Source organism: Acetobacter conturbans (assembly GCF_011516755.1).
Classification (GTDB): Bacteria; Pseudomonadota; Alphaproteobacteria; order Acetobacterales; family Acetobacteraceae; genus Acetobacter; species Acetobacter conturbans.
The window spans coordinates 25,358-32,133 of the sequence record NZ_WOSY01000023.1 but is presented as its reverse complement, the minus strand read 5'-3'; the positions used below and the strand labels follow the sequence as shown (position 1 = coordinate 32,133).

Below are 6,776 nucleotides of genomic sequence, written 5' to 3'. Positions count from 1 at the left end.
CGCTTCAAAATCCACAGTCCGGGAAAACGCTTCGAGCTGATCGCCAAGCCCACTCAGCCGGGCAAGACGCTCTTCAACATCAAAGAAACCAGACTGCTTCATATCGCCATTTCCTCAATCAACGCAGAAGAAATAGAATCATACAGAAGACCTCAAAACCAGGGGGTTTTTAGAACCCTCCATCTGGGCGTCAGTAAAGCGATCACTCTTCATCAGAATCTCCTCAATTCTTACGCTGAGAAAATTCTCATTCAAAAGTCACTCTTTTTATGGGGGGATTACCCGAAGAGGGAGACGGGACGTCCTGTTGGTCACCCTCCAGTGTCGTGAGAAAACTGGCTACAGCTCGGTCAGCTGCAGCAAGCGCATGGTCGAGATCCGTGTAATCCAGTGGCGGTAGTTCGTCTCGCCTGACACGGGATTGGGCGGTCGAAAAGGATGAGGTTACGATCTCTCCTTCGCCTCTTGTCGTCTTGCCACGGCTTCGGCGCTGAGGCGGTCGAATGCAATCGCTGATCCCCTCGAACGCCCGCATCGCGAACAACCGCCGAGCTGATCGGTTTGTGACTTCTACCACGATGCCCTGCCCCTGAAGACGTTCCAAAATCTGGAGCGTCGCGTTGATCGAAAGCCCGGTGCAGTGTGCAATCCCTGTGGCGGACGCCAGCGGATGCAGCATCAGGAGATCGACAACCAGTCCAGCACGGCTTGTCGAGCGTTGCCCTCGCACAGCGCGTCTTGCAAACGTCCAAGCGTATTCCATGCGTGATAGAAGGTCGTCGAAACGCATGGCTTCCACTTGAAGTTCATGAAGGAAGCACGCAATCCACTCGACCCGATCCGTGGATGCGTCCGGCCGGAAAGCCGCTGGAGCCGTAAGTGGAACAGGTGCCGCGAAAAGCCCGGCCTCCTGCCATGCCTTGACCAGAGCCGCCCGCATGGGCGCACGTCGCCGGTTCTGCTTCCAGATCCAGCGATAGTAGGCCTCGGCCGCCTGCAGCAAAATACCCTGACCCGGATCCTCTTCTTCGATCGCCCGCATCGCCGCATTGATTGACCGCTGGCGCCTACTCCCTGGGTGCGCAAGCCAGGCATAGAGATCGTAAGCACACCATGACGCGTCATGCTGGAGCATGCGGTCTTCAGGATCATCGGGCTGTCGAAGAGGGAGACCTTCAAGGACCGCCACCAAGCGGAATGGATCGACGAGTTGTCCATCGGTGGTGGCCTGGGTCCGTATCGCCGCAAGACGCGCCCTGAAAAGGAAGGCCGGTAAGAGCGGGTGGCCACACAAGCGGTGGTCGAGCCGCACGATCGCGCTGACCGTGCCGACCAGGACCGCTCCCACGTTTTCCACTTGCATGCGTCCATCACAGACGGGAATGGTTTTTGTCCGGGCTATTTCAGGCAGCTCCATGTCTCACGGGATGAGGACCAGTCCGTGTCGTTCTTAACTTAACCTAACAACCATTTAGGTTCAAACTGCGCGACTATCCGGAGAAAGGCCCCCTCCCCCAACCTACTTGCGATAATCCCCTTTATCGCAACTACGGCGTGTCGTCAGTTAATCCCTGAGTGTCGAAAACCAGAAGATAATGATAATCCGTTGCTGACGGCTGTTTTTGTCGCCGAAAAAACCACTTAATCGCGATAAAAATGCAGAAGATAATGATAAAAAGCCACTGATTTTATCCTTTCTTCAACGTGCAACGAAGCAAGTGTAAACTCTATTCTATGTTTTATGTCTCCGTATTGCATTTTTCATACTACTCAAATGTTAAATGACGGAAAGTAACGATAACGTTACAGGCTATTTATATGTAGTTGCTTATATAATTACTAACAAATGATTTTAGGAATACGATATCGTCGCAATTTTAATCACTCTCGCGGACCGCGTTCAATCCTAGGTAAGACACAAATAAAACAGAAAACCACGTATCATCATGATGAAATCCTTGGCGAGGCAGGATGCCACTACATTTTAACCTCAAGGCTGCACGTATTTTGGAGTGAGTCTTGTGCATGAAAGGATGTCAGGCAGAAAATCAAGGTTCTGCATACTCGTTCAAATCACTTGGCGGCAGCTTGCAATCTAGTACTTCGGGATATCCTATGTGACCACCGGATAGATTAACAGCATCGTGGAAATGAGATGCCTCGAAAACATTGCTATAAGGCGGTAAGCCAGCATTTCGCCAGTGGCGATCGAACTGCAAATGAACGAAGGGCAGCGACGATCAAACATGGTGCTGTATTGGAAACGTCACACTCAGTTTATTGCCGTCAGCACACGCATCCACTTCCACATGAAGCAATGCTCCTCATATGCGTTGTTCTGGTATTGGCATTGATCGTAGCACCGGCGGCGGTCGCTGCACCCGATCCCTTATCAGATGAATGCCTTGTAGACTCAATCGTGACACCTCTGCTGGGGGGGAACGGAGATTCCCCGATTATACCGGTATCGATCGACGGAAAGTCCGCCGCAATGTATGTCAATCCCGCTGCAGATGAGATTTATGTGCGCGACGCAGAGAATATTGAATTCCCGTACGAAGCGAGACATGCAAGGGTTCTGATTAACGGCACCCATATCGAAAATGCTTCCAGATCAGTTATTTATAACCTTGTCGTCGGCGACATTCGATTGAAAAATGTGGCCGTGGTGCGTCTTGATACCCCAAGCACACAGTCTGTCTCAGGTAGGCCAATCGTTGGTATTCTGGGCCGTACTGCATTGTCTCGCATGATCGTCATGATTGATATACCTGACCGTAAATTTGCTTTCCTTCGTTACAAGGACACCAAGCAATGCGAACAGCCCGGTCCTATCGACCGGCTGGTCGGCAGAGACGTCAATAGCGTTCCTCTCAACACGGACTTCACGATCCCCGTAACACTCTCTGGAGAGACGAGACAGCTTGAACTGGATCCGGACCTCCATCATATCACCGTCCCACATGCATGGCTGTCGCGCCTTCAAAAAAAGACGGCCAGAGCACCTTACACGCAGGTCTCCGCACGATATGACGACTTTGTGGACAAGGGCGTTCTTGCCTCCGTCGATAACATTCAAATTGGTCAGTATAACTCAGGACCTCAGAATGTTGTTTTTCAGGAGAATTGGGATACAGCCGGGCTAGGATTACCCTTTTTTGAACACAAAGTGGTGTTTTTCGACTACCCGAAAAGGCGACTGTATTTTGCAGAGCGCGACCATACGAAGCCTTTGCCTTCCGGACGAAATCTGCACTTCTTTCGCGTCGTAATTTCTAATGTCGATATTAACGAGAATACCGGTCTGGTTCGTTAAAATTGTTTGCCGCTGGTGGTGAAGCGAGGCTTTGTTGCGGTCATGCCGGACGCGAATTTCAGTCGTCTACATCGGGCAGCTTCCCCAAATCGGCGCTGCCAACGGAGAACCATGAATGTTTCCACTGATTCAAGATGATCTTGGACGGACATTTATGATCGTCCACGGCACGCTGCTGCGTGAAGGCAAGGTCATGTACGGGTGCTGTCACATTAATTGTGGTGTGGTAGATGGCGGAGATGAGCACGCCTGCAGTGAGCTACAAACGGCATCGTTTGCCGGGTGAGCTGATCGCGCACGCGGTGTGGCTGTATTTCCGGTTTCCCCTGAGCTTTCGTCTGATCGAGGAAATGCTGCTCGAACGCGGCATTATCGTCTCATATGAGACCATCCGTCTCTGGTGCCTGAAGTTCGGCGCGAGGTTTGCCCGTTCCCTGCGCCGCAGACCCGCGAAACGCGGCGATATCTGGCATCTCGATGAAGTCCGGATTGTCATTGGCGGTCAGCCGCACTGGCTGTGGCGCGCCGTCGATCAGGACGGCTATGTTCTGGACGAAATCCTGCAGACCCGACGGAATACGAAAGCCGCGAAACGTCTGCTGAGGCGGCTTCTGAGCCGCCAGGGTGCACGTCCCAAACGGATGGTCACAGACAAGCTGCGCTCCTATGGCGCAGTCAGGAGCAAGCTGACATCGTCAATCCGGCATCTGTCCCACAAGAGACTGAACAACCGGGCGGAGAACAGCCATCTGCCGTTGCGAAAACGTGAGAGGATCATGCAGAAATTCCGCTCACCCGGCGGCTGCCAACGCTTCGTCTCCGTTTTCTCCGCCGTTCGCAATCTTTTCGTCCCGGCCGCCTCCATCGACAATGCCGTCTCCCGCCACGTCCATCGCGTCCGGGCTTTCGCACAATGGACAAACGCGACCGCTCTCACTGTCTGAAATCCCCAGAACCCACCTCGGCATGCCTGATCTCAGTTAACGTGACAGCATCCTGTCATTCTCCTCTTGCGCATATATAGCGGATCGGATATATAGCAGATATGCTATAGTCAGTTGAAACACTTCCGATTGTTGACGATGAAATAGCCGAACTTCCGCCAAAGTTGCAGGCTCGACTGATCCGACTGATGGAAATGGTAGAGCGGTTAGGCCTTGAGCAGCTTCATGAACCGCACGTCAAACATCTAGATGGCAAACTGTGGGAATTACGAGCAAAGGCCGCCGAAGGGATCGCTCGGGGTATTTACGTCGCGGTGACCGGCCGACGCGTCGTCGTCCTGCATGTCCTTGTTAAAAAAACGCAGAAAACACCAAAGCGAGCGTTAGCGCTTGCACAGGAAAGGATGAAATACGTGGTATGACAAAGCTCGCAGAACTAAAAAAGAAGCTGAGTGAAAATCCCGAATTTAGACGTGAGTATACGCGCGCGGACGCGGATTATGCCCTGATCGAAAGCATGATTCGCGCTCGTACAGAAGCGCAACTTACCCAAGCGGAACTCGCCTCTAAAATCGGAACCACGCAATCTGCAATTGCCCGTCTCGAGGCAGGACGGACGTCTCCCTCTGTGGCTACTCTGCGGCGTTACGCGGAAGCTACCGGGCATCAATTACAGGTTGGATTCATCTGACATCTAACTCCCCCAATTGTTGACATAACTTCCGCCAGAATAAGCAGTTAAATTCTCACGAAATTAGCCTGCTGTTTTTATCATTAATCAGTGGATTCTTCTGGCCTGAGTAGTAAATTATCCAAATTAAATGGATTCATAACTCATAGAAAAACCAGCATATTAATTATCATTATCTTCTAGTTTTCGACACCCGTGTGTCGAAAACTAGAAGATGATGATAAATCTGCCAATCAAGCAGAAGTCCCGACAACCACGCGGACAGATCCAGGCATTCCGCTTACGCCTAGTTCCGGTCATTCGATGACTAATCGTGCGGTTGCCAAAGCAGGCATATACCATTTCTTCGTATCACTTGAGCCGCAGGTGGCATTTAACTTGATGAGTAGCACACCTCTGCCCCGGACAGGATTTTATCCGGGACAGAAAGCAGCGTTCGCCTAATCTTCAGGCAACGCGGATCAGCTTACGGTTGATAAACTCCTCAATGCCGAGGAAGGACAGTTCGCGGCCAAAGCCAGAGTTCTTGATCCCGCCAAACGGCAGTTCAGGGGCCGCAGCCGTGGCCGTGTTGATGAACATCATGCCGGTCTCGACCGCTTCGGCCACCCGTTCCGCCCGGCCAAGGTCACGCGAGAACACGGCCCCGCCGAGGCCATAAGGAGAATCATTGGCCAGTTCGATGGCTTCGTGTTCCGATGCGATCTTATGCACGACGGCAACGGGACCGAAAATCTCCTGATAGAAGACCGGATTGTCCTTTGACACGTTGGTCAGGATAGTCGGCTCCATAAAGAAACCCTTGCGCTCCATCCGCTTGCCACCAGCCACCAGCGTTGCCCCTGCCTTGACCGCTTCATCGGTCTGCGCGAGTGCGGTCTCGAGCGCCTTCTTGCTGCTCATCGGGCCATGGGTCGTACCCTCAGCCAGTGGATCGCCAATACGGAACTGCGTGATCGCGGTTTTCAGACCTGCGAGGAAGACGTCGTAGACCTTCTCATGCACGATCATCCGCTTGGCCGCCGTGCAGACCTGCCCGTTATTGGCGAACCGGCCCCACGTCGCCCATTTGACGGCAAGTTCAAGGTCCGCGTCATCCAGCACGATGAAGGCGTCGCTGCCGCCTAGTTCCATCGTGTCCTTCTTCAGTGCTGCCCCCGCTTCGGCCGCGACCGTCTGACCCGCGCGTTCGCTGCCGGTCAGGGCGACGCCACGGATGCGGAAATCTTTGATCAGTTCAGCGGACTGGTCGTTGTCGAGGAAGATATTGGTATAGACGCCAGCAGGTGCCCCTGCGTCATGGAACAGCTTTTCAAAGGCCAGCGCACATTGCGGCACGTTGGGTGCGTGCTTGGCGATGACCACGTTACCCGCCATCAGGTTCGGCCCCGCCACGCGGGCCAACTGGTAATAAGGGAAGTTCCATGGCTCGATGCAGTAGATCACGCCTAGAGGCTGATTGATGATCTTTGCATGGCCTTCCTTGACCTTCAGATGCGTGGGAGCGAGGAATTCTGCCGCACCATCGGCGTAGAAGGACAGGATATCGGCGGTGATGTCGATCTCTTCCAGCGCGTCCGGCAGCGCCTTGCCCATCTCGGTCGCGATCAGACGCGCATGGGTCACGCGGTCACGACGCAGCAGGTCGGCGGCCTTTGACATGATGACCTTGCGGGCTGCGATATCGCGCTTTTTCCAGTCGGTCTTCCACACATGGTCCGCGCGATCGACAATCTCCTTCATCTGCGCGGCGGTATGCAGTTCAAACGTGCGTTCCACGGTTTCCGTGGTCGGGTTGAGGGTCTGGTAAAAACTCATTGCTTCG

At 53.4% G+C, this 6,776-nt stretch carries 5 protein-coding genes and 2 pseudogenes; 4 read left to right on the top strand and 3 right to left on the bottom strand.

Features of this window, described 5'->3' with window-relative positions; translation table 11 throughout:
• Positions 1-102 (bottom strand): annotated as a pseudogene (locus tag GOB81_RS18100) (IS5/IS1182 family transposase); the annotation flags it as partial.
• Between the two features lie 145 nt (positions 103-247).
• Positions 248-1,363 carry a hypothetical protein gene (locus GOB81_RS15335; protein WP_173571199.1) on the bottom strand — a complete coding sequence of 372 codons (1,116 nt, stop codon included), beginning with the start codon at positions 1,361-1,363 and terminating at the stop codon, positions 248-250.
• Positions 1,364-2,155: 792 nt separating this feature from the next.
• Here GOB81_RS15335 and GOB81_RS15330 point away from each other — a divergent pair.
• From GOB81_RS15330 to GOB81_RS15315, 4 genes and pseudogenes are all read left to right on the top strand, one after another.
• Complete coding sequence (locus GOB81_RS15330; RefSeq protein ID WP_173571198.1) at positions 2,156-3,316, top strand: hypothetical protein; 1,161 nt, start codon at positions 2,156-2,158, stop codon at positions 3,314-3,316.
• A 193-nt stretch (positions 3,317-3,509) separates the two neighbouring features.
• A pseudogene (locus tag GOB81_RS15325) lies at positions 3,510-4,260 on the top strand (IS6 family transposase).
• Positions 4,261-4,388: 128 nt separating this feature from the next.
• A complete protein-coding gene (locus tag GOB81_RS15320) occupies positions 4,389-4,682 on the top strand; it encodes a type II toxin-antitoxin system RelE/ParE family toxin (protein WP_338421378.1) in 294 nt (97 codons plus the stop codon).
• Positions 4,679-4,951 (top strand): helix-turn-helix domain-containing protein, encoded by a 273-nt coding sequence (locus GOB81_RS15315; RefSeq protein ID WP_173571196.1) that lies wholly within the window; start codon positions 4,679-4,681, stop codon positions 4,949-4,951. The genes GOB81_RS15320 and GOB81_RS15315 overlap by 4 nt, the downstream gene beginning before the upstream one ends.
• A gap of 447 nt (positions 4,952-5,398) precedes the next feature.
• Here the strand turns inward: GOB81_RS15315 and GOB81_RS15310 are convergent, their stop codons facing one another.
• Complete coding sequence (locus GOB81_RS15310) at positions 5,399-6,769, bottom strand: NAD-dependent succinate-semialdehyde dehydrogenase (RefSeq protein WP_061276842.1); 1,371 nt, start codon at positions 6,767-6,769, stop codon at positions 5,399-5,401.
• Positions 6,770-6,776 lie beyond the last annotated feature (7 nt).